The organism is Falsihalocynthiibacter arcticus (assembly GCF_000812665.2).
In the GTDB taxonomy this organism is placed as follows: Bacteria; Pseudomonadota; Alphaproteobacteria; order Rhodobacterales; family Rhodobacteraceae; genus Falsihalocynthiibacter; species Falsihalocynthiibacter arcticus.
On sequence record NZ_CP014327.1, the window covers coordinates 4093857 to 4112426 of the forward strand.

Below are 18570 nucleotides of genomic sequence, written 5' to 3' on the forward strand. Positions count from 1 at the left end.
AATTACCCCGCCCCCCTTGCGTATCGGGCCGCGATAAGGCACCAACAACATCAAAGGGCGTTGCGATGTTTTCTCATGGCTGCACGAACGAAAACCGACAGATAGAAGGCACTTGGCACGATGAATGACATTGTCAAACCAACCGAAGAAATTTCAGTACGCGACGTTTTTGGCATCGACAGCGATATGGTCGTAAAGGGGTTCGCCGAGCGCTCAGATCGCGTTCCCGATATCGACAACAGCTATAAATTCGATCCCGATACGACCCTCGCGATCCTTGCTGGCTTTGTTTACAATCGCCGTGTCATGATCCAAGGCTACCACGGAACGGGAAAATCGACCCACATCGAACAAGTCGCCGCACGCCTGAACTGGCCCACCGTTCGCGTTAATCTCGACAGCCATATTTCGCGGATTGACCTGATTGGTAAAGACGCAATCAAGCTCAAAGACGGCAAGCAAATCACTGAATTCCAAGAAGGCATTTTGCCTTGGGCCTTGCGCACCAACACGGCCATCGTTTTCGACGAATACGATGCGGGCCGTGCTGACGTTATGTTCGTGATCCAACGCGTTTTGGAAACAGACGGCAAACTTACCCTACTTGACCAAAACAAAGTGATCACCCCGCACCCATATTTCCGGATTTTCGCCACCGCGAACACCGTCGGCCTTGGCGATACAACGGGCCTTTATCACGGCACACAGCAAATCAACCAAGGCCAGATGGACCGTTGGAGCCTTGTCGCGACGCTCAACTATTTGAGCCACGATGCGGAAACCGCCATCGTGATCGGCAAAAACCCATCTTATAATAACAAAACTGGGCGCCAAACTATTGGCCAAATGGTGACTGTTGCCGACCTTACCCGTACAGCCTTTATGAACGGTGAACTTTCAACGGTTATGTCGCCTCGTACGGTCCTCGCATGGGCGCAAAATGCACAGATTTTCCGCAACGTCGGATATGCCTTCCGTCTGTCCTTCCTCAACAAATGCGACGAACTTGAGCGCCAAACGGTTGCTGAATTCTATCAACGTTGCTTTGATGAAGAACTGCCAGAAAGTGCTGCAAGCATGAGCTTGGGATAAAAATGAGGTCGTTGTTAGGACAAAACCTATGAATTCTAAGTCCGACAATCCCGCTGACCCGTTCAAAAAGGCCCTCGCAGACGCGACTCGTGTTTTGGCGAATGATCCTGAGCTTTCGGTCACCTTCACTGTCGATCCGGCCGGTAAAACCGCCGATTCCGTGCGCTTGCCACAAGTAAGCCGCCGCATGACCCGCGAAGAAGTGATGCTTGCGCGGGGCACCGCCGATGCTCTGGCACTGCGGCATAGGTTTCACAATCAAGAGACCCACAACCGTTACTTGCCCGAAGGGCAAATGGCGCGGGATCTCTATGTTGCGATGGAAAATGCTCGCTGCGAGGCCGTCGGTGGCCGCGAAATGCCTGGCGCTCTGAGCAACATTGACGCGAAAATTGACGCGGAATCCGTGCGTCGCGGGTTCGACAATATCACGGCTCAAGCCGACGCGCCCCTTGCCGATGCGGCTGGCTTTTTGATCCGCCATTTGGCGACCAAACGCCCTCTCCCTGCTGGGGCGCAAAACGTGATGGAACTTTGGCGTCCCTTTATTGAGGACCAAGCTGGCGGCACCCTTGACGACCTTGAGGCACAACTCGCTGATCAGGCAGGGTTTGCAAAATTCGCGCGCAAAATTATCCAAGACCTCGGATATGGCGACCAGCTCGGCGAAGACCCAGATGCTCAAGATGACGACTCCAGCGACGAGGCGGAACCCGAAGCCGAGGACGCCGAAGACCCCGATTCCACAGGTGATGATCAGGAAGACGACGAATCCGACGCTTCCCCCGAACAAAGCCAGGACGACAGCCAAGACCAGAGCCAAGCGCAGGTTTCCTCTGATGATATGGCCGACCAAGAAGAGGGCGACGAGGCCGAAATGCCAGAGGGCGACGCCCCGATGGACCCGCCTCCCCCGCTGGGCATTCGGACGCCGACCCCGAATATCTCGTGTTTTCCACCGAAAATGACGAAGAAATCCGCGCCGAGGACCTCGCAGAACCTGCCGAACTTGAGCGCCTGCGGGCCTATCTCGACCAGCAACTCGACCCGCTCAAAGGGGCAGTTTCGCGCCTTGCCAATAAGTTGCAGCGCCGCCTTCAAGCGCAGCAAAACCGCAGTTGGGATTTCGACCAAGAAGAGGGTATGCTGGACGCGGGCCGCCTTGCGCGCGTGATCGCAAACCCCACCACGCCGCTCTCCTTCAAGGTCGAGCAAGACACCGAATTCCGTGATACCTGTGTGACGCTTTTGATCGACAACTCTGGCTCCATGCGTGGGCGGCCAATCTCGATTGCGGCAATCTGTGCCGACGTTCTTGCGCGGACTTTGGAGCGCTGCTCAGTCAAAGTGGAAATCCTCGGCTTTACCACACGCGCGTGGAAAGGCGGCCAGGCACGTGAAAGCTGGCTCGCCCAAGGACGCCCACAACAGCCCGGTCGCCTCAATGACTTGCGCCACATCATCTATAAATCTGCCGACGCCCCGTGGCGCCGTACCCGCCCCAATTTGGGGTTGATGATGAAAGAAGGATTGCTGAAGGAAAACATCGATGGCGAGGCACTCGAATGGGCCCACCGCCGTATGATTTCCCGCCCCGAAGCCCGCAAAATCCTGATGGTTATCAGCGACGGAGCCCCCGTGGACGACAGCACCCTTTCGGTAAATCCGCCAAATTACCTTGAAAAGCACCTTCGTGACGTGATCGCGATGGTTGAAAAGCGTAAAATGGTCGAGCTTTTGGCCATCGGAATCGGCCATGACGTGACGCGTTATTATGACCGCGCCGTGACGATCACGGATGTTGAGCAACTTGCAGGCGCGATGACGGAACAACTCGCCGCGCTCTTTGACAATGATCCTCGTGCACGCGCTCGGATAATGGGAATTAGCAAAGTCCGCAAATAGGCGAACGTCGACCAAACCAACAAAAAGGACGCCCCATGTTTCAATCCTTCGAGAACACCTCGCACCCCGAACATGGCCCCGCGCGTTTGGCCGCCCTACGGGAGCGTATGGCAACCGAAGGGGTAAGTGGCTACCTTGTGCCACGCGCTGACCGGTTTCAGGGCGAATACGTTGCCGATTGCGATGCGCGCCTTTCTTGGCTGACTGGGTTTACAGGCTCCGCTGGCTTTTGCGCTGCCCTCAAGGATCGCGCGGGCGTATTCATTGACGGGCGCTATCGCACGCAAGTTAAATCCCAAGTCGACTTGGCCCATTTTTCCCCCGTTTCGTGGCCCGAAATTTCCCTCGGCGCGTGGCTTGCAGAACATGCACCAACGGGTAGCCGGATTGGGTTTGATACTTGGCTACACACGGTAAAACAAATTGCCGATTTGAAACACACTCTCGATGGTTCGAACGTGCAAATGTGGCCTCTGGAAAACAATTTAGTCAACGATATTTGGAGCGACCGCCCCGCCCCGCCAAGCGCCGCCGCCATCGCCCACCCCCTTAAATTTTCTGGCGAAAAAACCGAAAGTAAACGTTTGCGTCTGGTCGAGATCATGACCGAGAACGGGATTGAACACCTCATCATCACGCAACCGGACAGTTTGTGCTGGCTGCTCAATATTCGTGGTTCCGACATTGCGCGCAATCCCGTTGTCCAAGGCATGTGTATATTACACGCCGACGCCAGCGTAGACGTCTTTGCCGCCCCTGAGAAGTTTGTTGAACTGGAGGTCCATCTGGGAAAGGGTGTCCGAATTCATCCCGAAGCCAGCCTCGGAACTGTTCTGGGGACCCTCACGGGAGCCACCCAAATCGACCCGGCAACAGCGCCCTATGCTATTGAAAAACTGTTGAAAACCGCAAAGATTGTACATGACGATGATCCTTGTGCGCTTGCCAAAGCTTGCAAAAACCCCATCGAAATTTCTGGCGCGGATGCGGCACAGTTGCGGGATGGCATCGCAATGACGGAATTCCTCGCGTGGCTCGACGCTGAAGCACCCAACGGTGAGTTGAAGGAAATCGATGTTACCAAAAAGCTTGAGGGCTTTCGGACATCCAGCAACGCGTTGCGTGAGATCAGCTTCGAGACAATTACCGGCGCCGGCCCACATGGGGCAATCATGCATTATCGTGTCACAAATGAAACAAATCGCGCGGTAAATCTGGGCGAACTCCTTTTGGTGGACAGTGGCGGCCAGTACCAAGACGGGACCACCGACATCACCCGCACCATCGCGATTGGCGACGTCGGAAAAGAAGAAAAAACTTGCTATACCCGCGTCTTGCAAGGCCTTATCGCCATCAGCCAAGTGCAATTTCCACGCGGAACCTCCGGCAGTGACCTCGACCCGCTTGCACGGGTTGCTCTTTGGGCCGCAGGGCAGGATTTCAACCACGGAACCGGACATGGCGTAGGCAGTTATCTGTCGGTTCACGAAGGCCCACAACGCTTGTCAAAAACAGGAAAAGTGCCGCTTGAAGAGGGCATGATCCTTTCAAATGAACCGGGATACTATCGCGAAGGTGCTTTTGGTATTCGGTTGGAAAACTTGATCGTTGTTGAGACTGCGCCCGCGCGCCCTTCTGGCGATCCTGAGCGTGAGTTTCTGAAATTCCGCACCCAAACTTTTACCCCCTTTGATCGCCGTTTAATTTTGGTCGATATGCTGACAAAATCTGAACGTGCGTGGGTGGACTATTATCATTATGACGTTCTTCAACGCCTCCAAGACAAGGTTTCGCCGACTACACTCACGTGGCTTCAATCTGCTTGCGCGCCCCTTCCCAACACGGGCAAGGCGCCAAATATTTCTGTTAAACCCGCCAAATCACTTTGTGTGGTCCGTGCCGGGGGAGCCGTTTTGGGCGAGAGCCATAACGCTCTTTTCTTGACCGAGGGCGATTATCCACCTGTCATCTATTTCCCGAAACAAGACGTGGCAATGGCGATGCTTGAAGCGAGTGAACGCACCACGATTTGCCCACATAAAGGCGTGGCGACCTATTACTCAATCCACACGAAAAGCACGGTGATCCAAGATGCTGTTTGGTGTTATGAAACGCCCAACTTGGGTGTAAGAGACATCGCTGGGTATCTGGCCTTTTCAGGGGAAAATGTGGCGGTTGAACAGCTTTAGGAATGCTCCTCAATGGCGGTGCTGAGCAAAATTTCATTGTAGGCCGTGATGGCATCGATATGGAAAACGGCTCCTATCGCCGTGCCTTCCGCGTTTCGAACAGGTAAGAATTCATAGTTTTTCATTTTGAACATCGGTAAAATGTCTTCCAATGTTGCGTCGAAACGCACCGACTGCCCCTCCTCCACCATGGCGGCGCAGACGTCAACATCAGCTGCACGCGGGTGGTCATTCGTGCGAATAATTGAAGAAACTCCGATTTTTGACAGTAAATATTCACCTGAACCCGACGCAATATGAACCTCACGACGTTCCAGCAAGGTAAGAAAAAAGCTCTTATCTACGAAGCGACTCGACAGTGCCGTCGACATGGAAACGGCAACCATCACGGCAAGTCCCGTTTGCCAGTCACCCGTCAGTTCAAACACAATCAACGTTGTGGAAATTGGCGCGCCGAGAACTGCGGCCGCAACCGCCCCCATGCCGGCCAAAGCGTAAATAGTTTCCGAACCGCTCACGTTTGGAAAAATGCTTGTCGCTAAGATCCCAAAGGCAAGTCCGGTCAACGCACCAACCATCAATGCAGGCGAAAAAACACCACCGCCCATGCGCCCAGCCATAGTGATTGATACGGCAATAGTTTTGATAACGGCGAACATAATCGCCGTTTGAAAAACGAGGTTTCCCGTCAGCGCCGCCGAGGTCGTTTGATATCCAACGCCGATAATATGCGGAAACCAAATTGCGATAACTCCCAGCATTGCCCCTGCAATTGCGGGGCGAAACCAACGAGGTATCCGGAGGTTCTCCTGAACAACGGTACCAATATCATCGGCCCAGAAGATTGATTTCATTAGCACAACAGAGACGATGCCACAAATCAAACCTAGGATTAGGAACGCGGGTAATTCAACGTAGAATGCCAATTCTCCCTGGCGCAGCAAGGTGAATTCTGTGACATTTCCGAACTCAAGCCTGCTCACCACCGTTCCAGCGACCGATGCAATAACGATCGGGGCGAAGGCGTGGACTGCAAAATGTCGCAATATCACTTCGAGGGCAAAAAGCGCGCCCGCGATGGGCGCGTTAAAGCTCGCGGAAACGGCTCCAGCAACAGCACATCCCAGCAAATCGCGTGCCGTAATTCCGTCAGCGCTAATCCGATTGGACACCCATGTCGAAACCACTCCAGCGAGGTGAACCACAGGCCCCTCGCGTCCGGACGATCCACCGGAAGACAGCGTGATCAAAGAAGCGAGCCCACTCGCAAGGCCCTCTTTGATCTCAACACGCCCATTGTGCAGAGCCGCTCCCTCGATGACATCCGCCACAGAGCGTACGCGCCCGTCCGCGGTAAAGTGATTTAGAATTAGCCCAACAAGGAGGCCGCCGATGGTCGGAATAAGGAGAATCCAGTACCACGGTAAATCAGTGATAAACGCATATTGGCTGCCAAGATCATCGCTAGCATAAAAGTAATTCTGGAGTTTTGTAATTGATTTTCGAAAATAGAGCGCCGTCGTCCCAGCAACCACGCCTATCACCAAAGCAATAAACCAAAACTGAATTTGCGAAGGGCCCTGATGACGCACGTGGCGCGCCGCATCAATAAGGCTCTGCAGAATCTGTGAAGTATAGGATTTGATCATTGACGACATAGACGGTTTTCTTTGCTCTTTCTGCGCGTTTTCCCTCGATGGGGTTTCCCCAGCGTATAACATCGCCTAGGCTCATGCGTGGTGTAAATAGAGGGGCCGCGATGACCATTCACTCCGCTTTAACCAAGCTATCTTTACTGTTAGGCGATCGCCTCTCTCGTTCCAAGTCCGATCTGAACAACCACGGGCAGAGCGAAACATATTTCCCACTCACCCCGCCTAATGCGGTTGCCTATCCTGATACCACCCTAGAGGTTTCAGAAATCCTAAAAATTTGTCATGCTGAGGATTGCCCAGTCGTGGCGTGGGGCGCAGGCACTTCTCTTGAGGGGCACGCGCTGGCGACACAGGGCGGGCTTTGCCTAGATATGATCCGGATGAGCAAAATAGGCGACCTTCGGATTGAGGATTTTGCCGTGACCGTTGGACCGGGAATAACGCGCGAGTCTCTTAACCAAGAGCTTCGCACAACGGGTTTGTTTTTTCCCGTTGATCCAGGGGCAAATGCGTCGCTTGGAGGCATGGCCGCCACCCGCGCCAGCGGCACGACCAGCGTGCGTTATGGAACCATGCGCGACAATGTCCTTGGCTTAACCGTGGTTCTGGCTGACGGACGGATTGTCAAAACAGGTGGCCCAGTGCGTAAATCATCCTCGGGCTACGACCTCACGGCGCTGTTTTTGGGCAGCGAGGGAACGCTCGGAATCATCACCTCGCTGACCCTGCGCCTCCAAAGCCAACCCGAGGCCATTTCCGCCGCTTCATGCGCATTTGAGAATATGGATGCCGCTATTGAAACGGTGATTACAACCATCCAGTATGGCATTCCAATGGCCCGTATAGAGTTCGTCGATGCGGCCACCGCAGGGGCATTCAACGCCTACGCAGGCACAAAATTGCCCGAGACTCCACATTTACTGGTCGAGTTTCACGGCTCCGAGCGCGCCGTCGCCGAAGATGCCAAAAGGTTTGGAGAGATCGTTGAGGAAATGGGGGGCACTGGTTTTGACTGGTCCGACAAACCCGAAGACCGCACCGCTCTTTGGCGCATTCGCCACAATGCCTACTATGCGTGTTTGGCATTGCGACCGGGCGCTTTTGCCCTCGTCACCGATGTTTGCGTTCCGATCTCTGAACTTGCAAAAGCCGTGCGCGAAACCCGCGCGGATATTGATGCCTCACCGCTCATTGGTCCAATCTTGGGGCACGTGGGCGACGGCAACTTCCACGCCATCCTGTTAATCGACCGCGAGAATGAAGGCGAAGTGGCCGAGGCAAAACGCCTCGCTCAGGCCATGGCCGAACGCGCTATATCCTTAGGTGGCACCATAACGGGCGAGCACGGAATTGGCCTTGGGAAGCGGCACCTCATGGCGCAGGAACACGGTCAGGAGGCGTGGGATTTGATGGGCCAGATCAAACATGCGCTTGATCCAACGGGCATCCTCAATCCGGGAAAAATCGTGCCCTAATGCTAGAATAGGTCAAAGAACACGCGTTCAAAGCCAAAAATTAAGCCAAAAATGTGTGAAAAATGCTATCCGGCAAGCAGCGTTTTTGCGGCCGCGCGGGCCTGATCTGTGATCCTATCGCCTGACAGCATCCGTGCCACTTCATCCACACGTTCATCTGTCCCCAAAGCGACAACCGTGGAAAGAGTCATGCCATCCTCGACCGATTTCTGAACCCGCCAGTGATGCGCGCCAAGGGCCGCGACTTGCGGCGAGTGAGTCACAACAAGGATTTGCCCCAGCGTCGCCAACTCAGCCAAACGGCGCCCAACGGCATCTGCCGTCGCCCCTCCGACCCCGCGGTCGATTTCGTCAAAAATCATTGTGGTTCCGCGCGTTTCGGAAGTGAGACAAACCTTCAACGCCAGAAGAAACCGAGAAAGCTCCCCGCCAGATGCAATTTTATTGAGTGGCCCCGACGGCGCACCGGGGTTGGTGGCAACGGTAAAAATCGCTTCATCTTGCCCTTCTGGACCCGGCTCTGTGGCGGAAATTTCGGTGGCAAAAACAGCCCGCTCCATTTTGAGCGGCGCAAGTTCCTTGGCCATAGCCGCATCCAGTTTACGGGCGGCGTCTACGCGCTTTTCTGACAGGTCTTGGGCCGCGAGATCATATGCAGATTGAGCGGTGACCACGGCCCGCTTCAAACCTGCCATATTGCCCACACTTTGGTCTAACGTCTCAAGCCGAAGGCGCAGGGAATCTGCATGGGCGCCCAACTCATCAGGCAATACTTCGTACTTGCGCGCCAACCCGCGAATGGCGAAAAGACGCTCTTCGGTTTCCTCCAAATCAATGGGGTTAAACCGCAGATGCTCAACCGTGCTATCGACAGCCTGAATGGCATCCGAAAGTTCGGCCATTGCGCGCCCCAACGCGGCAATTGCTTCGTCAAGTTGGCCGTCAATTTGTAGGGCGGAATCTTCCAACCAGTTCATAGCATTGGAAATTTGCGCCTCCGCTCCGTGGCCACCCAAGGCCATATTCGCCTTATTGATGTCGTCCAAAACCCGTTCTGCGGCCTGTAATTGACGGCGCAAAGTATCAAGTTCTGGTTCTTCTCCGGCAATGGGCGCGAGCAAATCCAGCTCCTCTACAGCATGACGTAGGAAGTCTTCTTCTTTGCGAATTTCGGCCAAATGTGCCTCAGCCTTCTCCAGTTCTTTTGTGGCGTCGTTTAACCCACGCCACTTCAAACGCACGTCGGAAAGCTCGCCATCCAAGGTGGCGTAGGTGTCCAAAATCTGACGATGACCGCGCGGGTTGAGCAAGCCCCGATCATCGTGCTGGCCGTGCAATTCGACGAGGGTTTCCGACAAGGCCCGCAGCACTTCTCCCGAACAGCGCCGATCATTGATCCACGCCGTTTTACGCCCTTCATTGGTATTTATCCGCCGTAGGATGAGTTCTCCGTCAGCGGTTGGAAACCCAGCGTCGCGCAGGACGCCCCATGCTGCATGATCGTCCTGCAATTCAAAGCTCGCGGTCACTTCCCCTTGCTCGGCCCCTGCGCGAACAAGCTCTGCACGCCCGCGCCAACCAAGAACAAAACCGAGTGAATCCAACAGGATAGATTTTCCTGCACCCGTTTCTCCCGTCAACACATTTAACCCCGGCTGGAACTCAAGTTCCAACCGGTCAATGATTAACATGTCTCGAATTTCTAAGCCGCGCAGCACAGCAAATCTCGCAGAATTATAGCCATTCGCCACGAATAGCTTGGCGATAGAATTTACCCATCCAATTCGCGCCAAACAACCCAGGTTCAAGGCCTTGCCCTTTTAGCAATTCATAGCTGTCTTGGTACCAAACCGTGGATCGGAAGTTATATCCAAGAATGGCGGCAGCCGTTTGCGCTTCTTCGACAAACCCCAAGGCCAAGTAGCTCTCAACGAGGCGCATCAAGGCCTCTGGAGTGTGACTTGTGGTTTGGAAGTCCTCGATCACAACACGGAATCGGTTGATCGCCGCAGCGTAGTGACCTTTTTTGAGGTAGTAGCGCCCAATTTCCATTTCTTTGGCCGCAAGATGATCAAACGCGAGATCAAACATCAGAATCGCTGACCGCGCATATTCGCTGTCTGGATGACGTTCGATTACCAGTCGCAATTGCTGCAACGCTTGATACGTGAGGCCCTGATCGCGGCCAACTTCATCAATTTGGTCGTAGTAGGACAGCGCCAAAAGGAATTGCGCGTAAGCAACATCCTCCTCAGCGGGGTAGAAATCAATGAAACGTTGTGCCGCAATCCGGCTATTTTCATAGTCCTGATCGCGATGATAGGAGAACGCTTGCATGATCAATGCGCGTTTTGCCCATTCGGAATAGGGGTAAAGGCGTTCAACTTCGCCAAATAGCCGCGCTGCTTCTTCGGGGTCACCCGCCTCAAGATCAAATTCCGCACGAGTATAGATCTCCTCGGGAGTAAACGTCTCGAGGGGGATATCTTTGCTGGAATTGCCGCCGCAGGCCATCAACAACGTGAGACCGCAAAGCAAAGTAATTCGAGTTGGCCAAGCCGCTGCGCGTCTCATTCAGCGCCACCTTTAAAATCTGTTCGAAGGGGAAAACCCCAAACCTCACGCCGTTCTAGCACAGAAAAATCCTAGGCAAAACGTCTTTACGTTACATTGGGAAGGGATTTATTCGGCCGCAATCGGGATATCGGTGGCGTGCAGGCCTGCACCCGGCAAACGCGCAGAGACGCGGGCGTCGCATTTCACCCATTCCCAAGCGTTGGCGTCTGCAAAAATTGCTCTGAGGAGTTTGTTGGTGAGGGCATGCCCCGCGCGAATCCCCGTGTAGCGCCCCAAAATGGGTCCGCCAGCGAGGGCAAGATCGCCTAACGCGTCGAGCATTTTGTGGCGCACAGCCTCGTCGCGGTGACGTAGGCCACCAGGCGTCAAGACGTCATCACCATCAATCACAACGGCATTCTTCACAGAACCGCCCAAGGCAAGCCCTGCGGCACGCATCGCATCGACATCAGATTGTCGACAAAAAGTCCGGCTATCGCAAAGTTCGCGCACAAAAGCGCCATTTGCCATACTCAGCTTCTTATCTTGCTTGCCAATGGCCGCGTCATTGAAACGAATGTGGAAATCAATATGCAAAGTTTTTGCAGGCTCGATACGGGCGATTGCGTCGCCGTCACGTACTTCCACAGTTTTCAAAATCTTCAACGCTCGGATTGGGGCATTGAGATCCTTGCGCCCGACCATCAAAATAGCGGTCACAAATTCGGCGGAACTTCCGTCGAGAACGGGGATTTCCGGGCCGTCTACGTCGATCACAGCGTTTTGTACGCCGCACCCTGCGAGCGCGGCCATGATATGTTCGATCGTTGAAACGGAAGCGCCAGAGGCATTTGCAACACGGGTGCAAAGCTGCGCAGGCGTCGTCGCATCATATAACGCGGGGATACGGTTATCCCCTTCAAGATCGCTCCTGACAAACCAAATTCCGCTATCCACTGCCGCCGGTTTTACAACCATGCGAACAGGGGCCCCAGAGTGGAGACCTATTCCGCGAAATGTAATTGGCTTGTTCAAAGTAGTTTGCAATGGATGCTCCATAACGGCCTCGGAACGTTCTTTGCTCCGACACAGGAGAGATAAGCTCCCACTGTGTTATGTACAATTCAATCTTTGTAACTGAATGAAACATGCGCTTTTCACCTAGGCGGTTGTTTGCGCAAAAATACGCAACGCATTGTAATTAAACAAAAAAGGGCCACCCAGAAGGGCAGCCCAATTGTTACAACTGTTGAAATATTTAGTTAGCTTGGCGGCGCAAAAACGCTGGAATGTCGATACGCTCTTGCTCAGGATCCGGCTCATGTTCGGCTTCAGCAACGGGGGCCTGCACCTGTGGTTGCTGGCGTGCAGTGGCTGTACGCGCGCCCTCCTCGGCTGCGTGGCCTGTCATTCGGTTGATCAAAGAGTTGATCCCAAAGCGTGGTTTTTCAGGTTCAGCTTGTGGCTGAGGAGCAGTTTTTGCTGCAGTTTGACCATAGCCAGCCGGTGCATGCGGAACCTTCGAAGCCGCGGCGCGAAGACGATCCAACGCTTCAGGAGAAGGCGTTCCCGGTGTCCGAGGTTTAGGAGCGACAAAACCTTCGGCTTCGCTCTCAAACCGTACTGGCTCTTCAGCAAGCTGAGGCGAAGGAGCCGCTTGTTGTTGCGGTTGGTATGCGGGAGCAGGAACTTCTTCCTTGGCCCGTGGAGTTGGCGCAAAGAAAGAAGGCGTTTCTTTTTCAGCTTCTGGCTCCGTAAACAACGAAGGTTCTTTGCCTTGTGCTTCTGCGGCTTGGCTCAATTCTTGAGCAACTTCATCGGCAAGTGAAGAATGCTTCAACGGTTCTGCGAGGGAACGACGCGCTACGGGAACTTCTCCGGCGCCGACGCGGGCGTCAATTCCAGTGGCCACTACGGAAACGCGCATGACGCCTTCCATTTCAGTGTCCAAAGTCGAGCCAACGATGATGTTCGCCTCTGGATCGACTTCCTCGCGAATACGGTTGGCCGCTTCGTCGAGTTCGAACAATGTGAGGTCGTAGCCACCTGTAATATTGATAAGAACGCCACGTGCGCCGCGCAGGCTGATTTCGTCAAGCAAGGGGTTTGCGATGGCTTTTTCGGCGGCTTGTACGGCGCGATCTTCGCCTGTGGCTTCGCCTGTGCCCATCATGGCTTTGCCCATTTCGTCCATCACGGAACGCACATCTGCAAAGTCGAGGTTGATGATACCGGGGCGAACCATAAGGTCGGTTACACCTTTGACACCTTGATACAGAACGTCGTCCGCAAGACTAAAGGCTTCGGTAAAGGTTGTTTTTTCATTCGCCAAACGGAACAGGTTTTGGTTGGGAATGATGATCAGAGTGTCGACAACTTTTTGCAGCGCTTCAACGCCCTCTTCGGCTTGACGCATCCGTTTTGCGCCTTCGAATTGGAACGGTTTGGTCACAACACCAACGGTCAAAACACCCAACTCGCGTGCGGCTTGTGCGATGATTGGAGCTGCGCCGGTGCCGGTGCCGCCGCCCATACCAGCGGTGATAAAGCACATGTGCGCGCCCGCGAGGTGGTCAACGATTTGTTCGATGCTTTCTTCAGCAGCGGCGGACCCTACGGAAGGCCGTGCCCCCGCGCCCAGACCCTCGGTGACCTTGATGCCCATTTGAATGCGTGCTGTGGATTTGCTCTGCTGCAACGCTTGGGCGTCGGTATTCGCGACCACAAACTCAACACCATCGAGTTGTTTGTCGATCATATTGTTTACGGCGTTACCGCCGGCTCCACCAACACCGAAAACGGTGATCCGTGGTTTGAGATCGTCTTGCTCGTGAATACTAAGATTTAAAGTCATCGACTGGTCCGCCTGTGATACAGTGCCACCCGTCCCGGGGCGACAAATTTGCCTGATTTGCACCGATTTTATCGAGAAATTTGTCAAACGTCACGAAAAAAACGCGTTAATGACACAAAATATAGTCCGTCAGGCCGAAAAGTTTGGCGATATCTTGCCGAAACTACCATATTTTGCGTTTACCAATTATCTTTGAACCATTTCACAGCGCGTTTTACCGACCGTGCTGGATACCGTTCTGTGGGAATATCGAAGTCCCACCACTCATCTTGCGGGTTTGCAGCAAACAAACACAGCCCAACCGAGGAGGCAAAAGCCGCCCCCGTGGCCGATTGTGGCAAGCCCTGAACCCGTAGCGGACGCCCCATCCGCACGCGCTGTCCTAGGATGCGCGTGGCCAAACCATCAAGGCCAGGAATTTGGCTTCCACCGCCGGTCAGAACAATTTGCTGGCTTGGCAGGTGATCAAATCCGGCGGCCTCAAGACGCGCCCGCGTCTCCTCCAGAATTTCCTCGACCCGTGGTCGCATAATCCCGATCAATTCAGCGCGACTAACGGTACGACGGTCTTTTTCCCAATCGCCGCAGTCCCCACCAACTTCAATTTTTTCGCGGTCGTCCATTCCCGTGGCGACAACGCCACCAAACAGAGTTTTGATCCGTTCCGCAGTTGCCATCGGCACTTGAAGGCCTTTGGAAATATCGTTGGTGATGTGATCGCCCCCCAGTCGAACCGAGTCCGAATAGATCATGTGTTTTTTCATGAAAATCGACAGCCCCGTAGAACCGCCACCCAAATCAATACAGGCCGCGCCAAGCTCTTGTTCGTCTTCGACCAAGGCCGAAATCGCCGAAGCATATGAACTCGAGGCCATGCCCGCGAGTTCAAGATCGCACCGTTTGATACAATAAATTAGATTTTGAATGGCATTCGCGTCGACCGTCAAAACATGCATGTCCGCAGCCAAACGATTGCCTATTTGCCCGCGAGGATCGCCAAGACCTGTGCGATGGTCCAGCGCAAAATTCACCGGTTGGGCATGCAAAACTTCGCGCCCTGCCCCGAACTCTGGCACCTCACAGGCCGCCAAAACACGTGCGACATCCTGTTCGCTGACGGTCCGTTCCTGAACATCAATGCTACCCGCCAATCCATAGGACCGTGGCCGCGCGCCCGAAAAACACGCGATCACGTGATCGACCCGAAGATTGGCCATTTTTTGTGCGGCTTGAACAGCGGTGCGAATGGCACGCTCTGTTTCGGCCATTGCGTCAATTTCCCCGAAGCTCACTCCACGCGACCGCGTGGTCGCCGCTCCAATAACCCGAAAACTGCTCTGCCCTGCCATTGAGCCGACACCATCAAAATCGTGGGATTTTTCCGGCCCATCAAAGCGCAATATCAAACAGGCAATTTTCGACGTTCCCACATCCAAAATTGCCACAACACCGCGCTGCATGGCGGCTTCTCTCATGTTGCGCATCGCTCGCTGGCTTTGGTAAAGATCGGTCATGGATACTGGGCTCCGCTATTAATAATGGGGGCATCTTCGGGCGAGACTTCTGGAACAGGCTCTTTAAGGCGAAGGGTTGGGCGCTTCTCAAGCCGCATATCAATGACGGCCACGTTGCGCGCCAACAAATCCCGTACCGTATTAAGCGCAATCACGCGGTGCAGCGCTTGGCGGGGATTTGTTTCGGGCAAAAGAACCCGCTGACCTTTGTCCAAAACAAGGTCCCACCGACGCTCGCCCACCCGCACAAGACCGCGCACGTGATCGTAAATCGGAGCAGCAGAGGCCAACAGTTCAAGGGCTTCTGGAATGGCTTTATCGGCACCAAATCCCGTCACCAACGGCAAATCAGGGCGCGATGCCCGCGCGGGCACCTGTACAACCCGATGCCCTTCGGCATCTAACAATTCAACCGCATCAGTGCCACGCCAAACAATTACCGGCACGCGCTCATCGACGCTCACCTGCAATACGCCGCCAACGCGCACCTGCACATTCACCGAGGCCACCGCATCAAGTTCGGAAATAGCCGCATGCATTTGCTGCAAATCCAGATCAAACGAACTCATCGGAAAATCCAGAGGGAAAACTTCTCGAATATCTTCGGCAAGCTCAATCGAGGCCCCGTCCACGGCCATCATATGCACCATAAATGCGGGGCGATGCTCAATATCCTCGCGCAATTGCAGCGACCAATCCACAATCGCCTGACGACGATCTGCACTCGCCAATAGGCCCCCAGTAATCATACTGACAACCAAAACGGGCAAGCCAACACGCACAATTTTACGAAACGTCGGTGTGAGCCAAAGCCGCTGGGCGCGATAGGCGACACGGCTTGGGGCGGGGTCACGTTTAGGGGATTGGGTGCGACGCGAAGAGAGACCTGCGACCTGACGCGCGCCAGAATTAAAGCCTACCTCTGACATGATGCATCCTCCACCAGCCAACGGCACAAGCCGCCAAACCCGATGCCAAATACATCTGCCTGTTCAGGCGTCAGCGACGTTGGAGTCATTCCGGGCTGGGTATTGGTTTCCAACAGGATCACCCCCTCAAGACCCCGCGCCTCATCCCAGCGGAAATCGGTACGGCTCACACCGCGACATCCCAAGGCCACATGGGCCCGGCGGGCATAGTCCAGGCACGCTGCGGTGATCTCGGGCGGAAGATCGGCAGGCACCACATGACGAGAGCCGCCGGGCACATATTTCGCATCGTAATCGTACCAGCCATCGGTCAGGATATCTGTCACTCCAAGGGCACGATCGCCAACGACCGTCGTGGTTAATTCACGGCCTGGCGCGAAGGCCTCGACCATGACGATTTCGGGCATATCATCGGAAAGGTTTGGCGGGGTATTTGCACCCTCGGCCACCAGATAAACGCCAACAGAGGAGCCTTCGTTATTAGGCTTCACAACGTAAGGCGGCGCCATCACATGGCGCGCGGCAACCTCCGATTTCGCAAAAAGACCGCTCTCGCACACGGGCAAACCCGCCGCGCGAAACATTTCCTTGGAGCGTTCCTTGTCCATCGCGAGAGCCGAAGCCAAAACGCCGGAATGTGTATAGGGAATTTTGAGCCATTCGAGCAAACCTTGGACGCATCCATCCTCCCCCCAACGCCCATGCAACGCGTTAAAAACAACGTCTGGGGCAATCTCAAGAAGACGTGCGGCTAGGTCTGGACCCGCGTCCAGTTCAACAACCTCAAATCCTTCGTCCCGAAGTACAGCCGCGCAACCGCGCCCACTTGAGAGAGAAACTTCGCGTTCCGCAGAAGGTCCTCCCAGCAATACTGCCACTTTTTGGGATGCCCTGCTCGACATGCCCGCCTCTTATCATTTGCGACCCTTCTATGAGGATCTTGGTGCGCCCGATTTTGGGCATCTGATTCTACTCAAGGTTTCAAACGCAGAACGCCCGAATCCAGATAGTTCGTTTTTTATTTTTGTTGCGTAGCTTGGCTTTTCCTGTGCCAGAATCTACGCGGATCTGCCGCTAGTTCTTGATTTGCGCGTCTGTTTTCACCGGTTTTCCAGAAAATATTCGAAATTTACGGGGTCGTCGGTTCGCCGATGCGCTTAATTTCCCATACTAACTCTATTGAACTGTTTTTGAAAACCTTTTTTCGTACTTCTTCGCCCAATTCTTCCAAATCAGCAGCCGTCGCGCCCCCCGCATTGGTCAAGAAGTTGCTGTGCATCTCGTTCATAACCGCCCCGCCCCGTCGCGCACCGCGCATTCCGGCGTCATCAACAACCTTCCAAGCCTTCAAATCATGCACATCATCGGCCTGTCCGGTAGAGCTAAACCCCGCAGGATTTCGGAAAGTACTTCCGGCCGTGCGGTCCTTGGTGGGCTGGGTTTCGTCGCGTTTTTTGAGCTGCGCGGCCATAAGCGCCTCAAGTTCAACCGAATCCCCCTGCGAACCACGTAAAACCGCATCAACCAAAACCGCGCCGTCCGGCAAATCCGAATTGCGATACGCGAACGCCAAGTCAGCACTTAAGAGCGTTTTCACCTCGCCCTCCAGCGTCACAATCCGGGCGGACTGAAATACATCCGCGATGTAGCGCCCATAGCATCCCGCGTTCATCGCAACAGCACCGCCAATTGCACCCGGGATAGTACGCAAGAACGTGAGATCAACGCCCTCAGCCGCCGCTTTTCGCGCGACATGCGCATCCAACGCAGCCGCCCCCGCGGTCACATTTTGGCCGTCAATTTCAATTCCATTGAAGCCACGCCCAAGACGGATCACCACACCGCGAATACCCCCATCGCGCACAATCAGATTGCTACCGACTCCCATCGGAAATACGGGAATATCGCGCGGCAATTCGCGCAGGAAATATTGCAAATCTTCAATGTCCGCAGGTTGAAACAAGACATCCGCTGGCCCGCCTACGCGCAACCACGTCAACCCCGAGAGGTCCTTGTCAAAAGTCAGAACACCGCGCACCTGCGGCAAGGAATTGGGATCAAGAGTCATGTTATGCGCCCGTTTTAATTTCGGTGGTTATAGCGCGAAACAGAGGCGTTTCCAGCCCTAAGACGGAGCTTTCAGAAGACCAAGGCGACGGAGGAGAAAGATCAATGGCCATCTAAAAATCGAGCCAGCAGCAATTAGGAAAAGCACCCCTATCCAGAATCCGCTTTCATAAAACAGATAAACTGTTATCGGCAGACCGATGCTCATAAGGATATAGGCTGCGGGCCAATGTTTCTTTTTGCTCGGAAAAAAGCCAACGACGTTGGCAATCAGCAGCCATAGCAGCGCTAGAAATCCTGAGACCGGTATTCCTAAGTCCATATTCTTGCCCTT

12 protein-coding genes and 3 pseudogenes are annotated in these 18570 nt (G+C 54.4%); 5 read left to right on the forward strand and 10 right to left on the reverse strand.

Annotated elements, in window-relative coordinates:
* Positions 1-120 precede the first annotated feature (120 nt).
* The 4 genes and pseudogenes from cobS to RC74_RS23240 form a co-directional block, all read left to right on the forward strand.
* On the forward strand, positions 121-1092 hold the full coding sequence (gene cobS, locus RC74_RS20130; protein ID WP_039001332.1) for a cobaltochelatase subunit CobS: 972 nt from the start codon (positions 121-123) through the stop codon (positions 1090-1092).
* Between the two features lie 28 nt (positions 1093-1120).
* Positions 1121-2997, forward strand: a pseudogene (cobT, locus tag RC74_RS20135) (cobaltochelatase subunit CobT).
* Positions 2998-3032: 35 nt separating this feature from the next.
* A pseudogene (locus tag RC74_RS20140) lies at positions 3033-4832 on the forward strand (aminopeptidase P family protein); the annotation flags it as partial.
* Between the two features lie 117 nt (positions 4833-4949).
* Positions 4950-5186 (forward strand): annotated as a pseudogene (locus RC74_RS23240) (DUF427 domain-containing protein); the annotation flags it as partial.
* On the opposite strand, the gene RC74_RS20145 reads toward RC74_RS23240, so the two are convergent.
* Entirely contained in the window at positions 5183-6844 is a 1662-nt protein-coding gene (locus tag RC74_RS20145; protein WP_039001330.1) for a chloride channel protein, read from the reverse strand. The pseudogene RC74_RS23240 and the gene RC74_RS20145 sit on opposite strands and share 4 nt — an antisense overlap.
* Before the next feature lie 101 nt (positions 6845-6945).
* Here RC74_RS20145 and RC74_RS20150 point away from each other — a divergent pair, with 101 nt between their 5' ends.
* Complete coding sequence (locus RC74_RS20150; protein ID WP_039001329.1) at positions 6946-8316, forward strand: FAD-binding oxidoreductase; 1371 nt, start codon at positions 6946-6948, stop codon at positions 8314-8316.
* Positions 8317-8381: 65 nt separating this feature from the next.
* Here the strand turns inward: RC74_RS20150 and recN are convergent, their stop codons facing one another.
* The 9 genes from recN to RC74_RS20195 all read right to left on the reverse strand — a co-directional run bounded on the left by recN (position 8382) and on the right by RC74_RS20195 (position 18558).
* A complete protein-coding gene (gene recN, locus RC74_RS20155; RefSeq protein ID WP_052274726.1) occupies positions 8382-10007 on the reverse strand; it encodes a DNA repair protein RecN in 1626 nt (541 codons plus the stop codon).
* A 43-nt stretch (positions 10008-10050) separates the two neighbouring features.
* On the reverse strand, positions 10051-10890 hold the full coding sequence (locus RC74_RS20160; protein WP_039001328.1) for an outer membrane protein assembly factor BamD: 840 nt from the start codon (positions 10888-10890) through the stop codon (positions 10051-10053).
* Positions 10891-10998: 108 nt separating this feature from the next.
* Positions 10999-11919: a UDP-3-O-acyl-N-acetylglucosamine deacetylase gene (gene lpxC / locus RC74_RS20165; protein WP_039001345.1), complete on the reverse strand. Its 921-nt coding sequence runs from the start codon at positions 11917-11919 to the stop codon at positions 10999-11001.
* 211 nt (positions 11920-12130) lie between these two features.
* Positions 12131-13726: a cell division protein FtsZ gene (ftsZ, locus tag RC74_RS20170; protein WP_039001327.1), complete on the reverse strand. Its 1596-nt coding sequence runs from the start codon at positions 13724-13726 to the stop codon at positions 12131-12133.
* 179 nt (positions 13727-13905) lie between these two features.
* On the reverse strand, positions 13906-15240 hold the full coding sequence (ftsA, locus tag RC74_RS20175) for a cell division protein FtsA (RefSeq protein WP_039001326.1): 1335 nt from the start codon (positions 15238-15240) through the stop codon (positions 13906-13908).
* The gene (locus RC74_RS20180; RefSeq protein WP_052274724.1) at positions 15237-16169 is read right to left on the reverse strand and encodes a cell division protein FtsQ/DivIB; all 933 of its coding nucleotides are present in this window, start codon (positions 16167-16169) and stop codon (positions 15237-15239) included. Before RC74_RS20180 ends, ftsA begins: the two co-directional genes overlap by 4 nt.
* Positions 16157-17071 (reverse strand): D-alanine--D-alanine ligase, encoded by a 915-nt coding sequence (locus RC74_RS20185; RefSeq protein ID WP_179946749.1) that lies wholly within the window; start codon positions 17069-17071, stop codon positions 16157-16159. Before RC74_RS20185 ends, RC74_RS20180 begins: the two co-directional genes overlap by 13 nt.
* Before the next feature lie 227 nt (positions 17072-17298).
* Positions 17299-18237 (reverse strand): UDP-N-acetylmuramate dehydrogenase, encoded by a 939-nt coding sequence (gene murB / locus RC74_RS20190; RefSeq protein ID WP_039001325.1) that lies wholly within the window; start codon positions 18235-18237, stop codon positions 17299-17301.
* A 57-nt stretch (positions 18238-18294) separates the two neighbouring features.
* Positions 18295-18558 carry a DUF2484 family protein gene (locus RC74_RS20195; RefSeq protein ID WP_039001324.1) on the reverse strand — a complete coding sequence of 88 codons (264 nt, stop codon included), beginning with the start codon at positions 18556-18558 and terminating at the stop codon, positions 18295-18297.
* Between the last annotated feature and the right edge of the window lie 12 nt (positions 18559-18570).

Excerpts from the sequence above, each read along its gene's own strand:
- cobS (WP_039001332.1), top strand. The coding sequence starts at position 121 with ATGAATGACATTGTCAAACCAACCGAAGAAATTTCAGTACGCGACGTT.
- murB (WP_039001325.1), bottom strand. The coding sequence starts at position 18,237 with ATGACTCTTGATCCCAATTCCTTGCCGCAGGTGCGCGGTGTTCTGACT.
- RC74_RS20145 (WP_039001330.1), bottom strand. The coding sequence starts at position 6,844 with ATGTCGTCAATGATCAAATCCTATACTTCACAGATTCTGCAGAGCCTT.
- RC74_RS20150 (WP_039001329.1), top strand. The coding sequence starts at position 6,946 with ATGACCATTCACTCCGCTTTAACCAAGCTATCTTTACTGTTAGGCGAT.
- RC74_RS20160 (WP_039001328.1), bottom strand. The coding sequence starts at position 10,890 with ATGAGACGCGCAGCGGCTTGGCCAACTCGAATTACTTTGCTTTGCGGT.
- ftsZ (WP_039001327.1), bottom strand. The coding sequence starts at position 13,726 with ATGACTTTAAATCTTAGTATTCACGAGCAAGACGATCTCAAACCACGG.
- RC74_RS20185 (WP_179946749.1), bottom strand. The coding sequence starts at position 17,071 with ATGTCGAGCAGGGCATCCCAAAAAGTGGCAGTATTGCTGGGAGGACCT.
- recN (WP_052274726.1), bottom strand. The coding sequence starts at position 10,007 with ATGTTAATCATTGACCGGTTGGAACTTGAGTTCCAGCCGGGGTTAAAT.
- RC74_RS20195 (WP_039001324.1), bottom strand. The coding sequence starts at position 18,558 with ATGGACTTAGGAATACCGGTCTCAGGATTTCTAGCGCTGCTATGGCTG.
- ftsA (WP_039001326.1), bottom strand. The coding sequence starts at position 15,240 with ATGACCGATCTTTACCAAAGCCAGCGAGCGATGCGCAACATGAGAGAA.
- RC74_RS20180 (WP_052274724.1), bottom strand. The coding sequence starts at position 16,169 with ATGTCAGAGGTAGGCTTTAATTCTGGCGCGCGTCAGGTCGCAGGTCTC.